Here is a 2,287-nt window from a genome sequence, read left to right on the forward strand (position 1 = left end):
GCCGTTCACCGTGCACCGAGCGACTTTCCGTCCGGCAAGAAAGGCGACGTGTTGACGGTCGAATTTACCGTTGCCGGCATTCCCTGCATCGGATTGAACGGCGGCTCCACATTCAAGCAGAGCGAGGCCTTCTCGTTCCAGATCGCCACAGACGATCAGCAGGAAACCGACCGCTACTGGAATGCCATCGTCGGCAATGGCGGCCAGGAGAGCGCGTGCGGCTGGTGCAAGGACAAATGGGGCGTGTCCTGGCAAATCACGCCGCGCACGTTGACCGAGGCCATGGCGGCCGGCGGCGAGGAAGCCAAACGCGCCTTTGATGCAATGATGGAGATGACGAAGATCGACGTCGCGGCGATCGATGCAGCCCGGCGCGGCTGACCTCGATCGCAGCTGAGTTGCTATCGGACCTTGATGACGACCTTGCCCTTGGCGCGTCCTGTTTCGACATAGGCCAGCGCCTCGTTGGTCGCCTCGAAGGGAAAGACCCGATCGACGACCGGGCGGATCGCGCCGGCTTCGATGAGCGATGCGATCTTGCTCAACTGCTCGCCCTGCGCCCACATGAAGAGAAACGAGAACGTCACGCCACGGCGCTTGGCTCTCGCTCGAATACCGCGGCTCAGCAGGCGAAGCACCAGCCTCAGCACCATGTTCAGTCCCTTTTCCCTGGCGAAGTCCGGATCCGGTGGGCCGGAGATGGAGATGAGCTTGCCTCCCGGTTTCAGCACATTCAGTGACTTTTCAAGTGTCTTGGCGTCCTGGCTGTTCAAGACGACGTCGTAGCCCGACAGGACTTTTTCGAAATCGTCTTTCCTGTAGTCGACGACGACATCGGCGCCGAGTCCCTTGACCAGGCCGGCACTCGCCGCGCTGGCGGTGGTCGCAACGGTCGCGCCGAGATGCTTTGCCAGTTGGATGGCGAATGTCCCAACGCCGCCGGATCCGGCTTGAATGAAGACCTTCTGTCCCCTCTTCAGGTTGGCCCTTTCGATGAGCGCCTGCCAGGCGGTCAGGCCGACCAGCGGGATCGAGGCCGCCTCCTCCATGCTGAGGTTCCCGGGCTTCAGGGCCACGTCGGCTTCATCCATGGCTATGAACTCGGCGAACGTCCCGATCCGGCCATCGCGCGGCCGCGCATAGACGTCGTCGCCGAGTTTGAACTTGCGGACTTTCGATCCCACGCGGACAACCCTCCCGGCCACGTCGTGACCCAGGATGAACGGCCGGCGATAGGGCAGGATCAACTTGAACTCTCCGGTTTTGACCTTGGAATCGAGCAGGTTCACCGCCGCGGCGTGGACCTCGACCAGGACATCGCTGTCCCCGAGTTTCGGCTCCGGCATTTCGGCCAGCCGCAGCGTGCCGTTCTTGCTGTATTTGTCGACGACGAATGCCTTCATGGCAGTGACTTTCTGAGAGATTGTTGATGTTCGGGACGAAAGCCGCCCGGTGAGAGGTGTCAGGCCTCGAGAAAGGCCAATGCTTTCGGAACGAAATTCGCGTGGTTCTGGAACACCCCGCCATGGCCGGCATCCGCATAGATCACCAATTGCGCCCCCGGAATGCGGCGGGCGAGATCGTGGGTATTGACGCTCGGCACCATCCTGTCGTGATCGCCATTTGCGATCAGCGCAGGGACGCGGATGGCGCTCAAATCTTGCGGCGCCTGTAGTCCATAAGCCTTCACCGCCCGGAGTTGCGCGCCGAACGCGCTAAGCGATATCGGCCTGTCGCGGTCGGCCTTGCGCTCTGTCAGCCGCTGCAGGAACGCCTTCGAGGCGCGGCGCCCGTTCACCGTTCTGGTGAAAAACAGATAGTATTTCGGATCCCGAAAAGTCAGCGCACCCTTGATCATGTCCACGATCGTCAGTGGCGTCATCTTGTCGATGCCTTGGCCGCCGGCCGGCCCGGTGCCGGCCAGGATGAGCTTGCGCACAAGCCCGGGCTCGGTCAGCACGATCTCCTGCGCCACGAAGCCGCCGAGTGAGAAACCGAAGAGATCGACTTGATCGAACCCCAGCGCCCGGACAAAGGCGACCGCATCCCGTGCCATCTCGGCGATGCGTGACGGCGTTTTGCCGCCTGAAGCACCAACGCCCCTGTTGTCGAAGGCAATCACCCACCGGGTCGCGGCGAGGCCATCGACGATGCGTGGATCGAAATTGTCCAGTTGAGCGCCGAGATGGTTCAGCAGGATTACCGGCACGCCCGTCCTTGGTCCGAGCTGCCGATAGACGAATGCCGTGCCGCCGACATCGACGGAGTGCGTTGGCGTGTCCTGGAA

Annotated in this window: 3 protein-coding genes; 1 reads left to right on the forward strand and 2 read right to left on the reverse strand. The window is 62.2% G+C overall.

The genetic code is table 11. The features are described 5' to 3' along the window. Positions 1-381 (forward strand): VOC family protein (locus EN750_RS30265; protein ID WP_145968048.1); only part of this gene is annotated, 381 nt, incomplete at its 5' end. Positions 382-401: 20 nt separating this feature from the next. On the opposite strand, the gene EN750_RS30270 is transcribed toward EN750_RS30265, so the two are convergent. Both EN750_RS30270 and EN750_RS30275 read right to left on the reverse strand, forming a co-directional pair. Further along, the gene (locus tag EN750_RS30270; RefSeq protein WP_127398931.1) at positions 402-1,403 is read right to left on the reverse strand and encodes an NADP-dependent oxidoreductase; all 1,002 of its coding nucleotides are present in this window, start codon (positions 1,401-1,403) and stop codon (positions 402-404) included. Positions 1,404-1,462: 59 nt separating this feature from the next. Then, the coding region (locus EN750_RS30275; protein ID WP_145968049.1) for an alpha/beta hydrolase at positions 1,463-2,287 on the reverse strand (825 nt) is incomplete at its 5' end.

Source organism: Mesorhizobium sp. M7A.F.Ca.ET.027.03.2.1, assembly GCF_003999175.1.
Classification (GTDB): domain Bacteria; phylum Pseudomonadota; class Alphaproteobacteria; order Rhizobiales; family Rhizobiaceae; genus Mesorhizobium.

Excerpts from the sequence above, each read along its gene's own strand:
- EN750_RS30270 (WP_127398931.1), bottom strand. The coding sequence starts at position 1,403 with ATGAAGGCATTCGTCGTCGACAAATACAGCAAGAACGGCACGCTGCGG.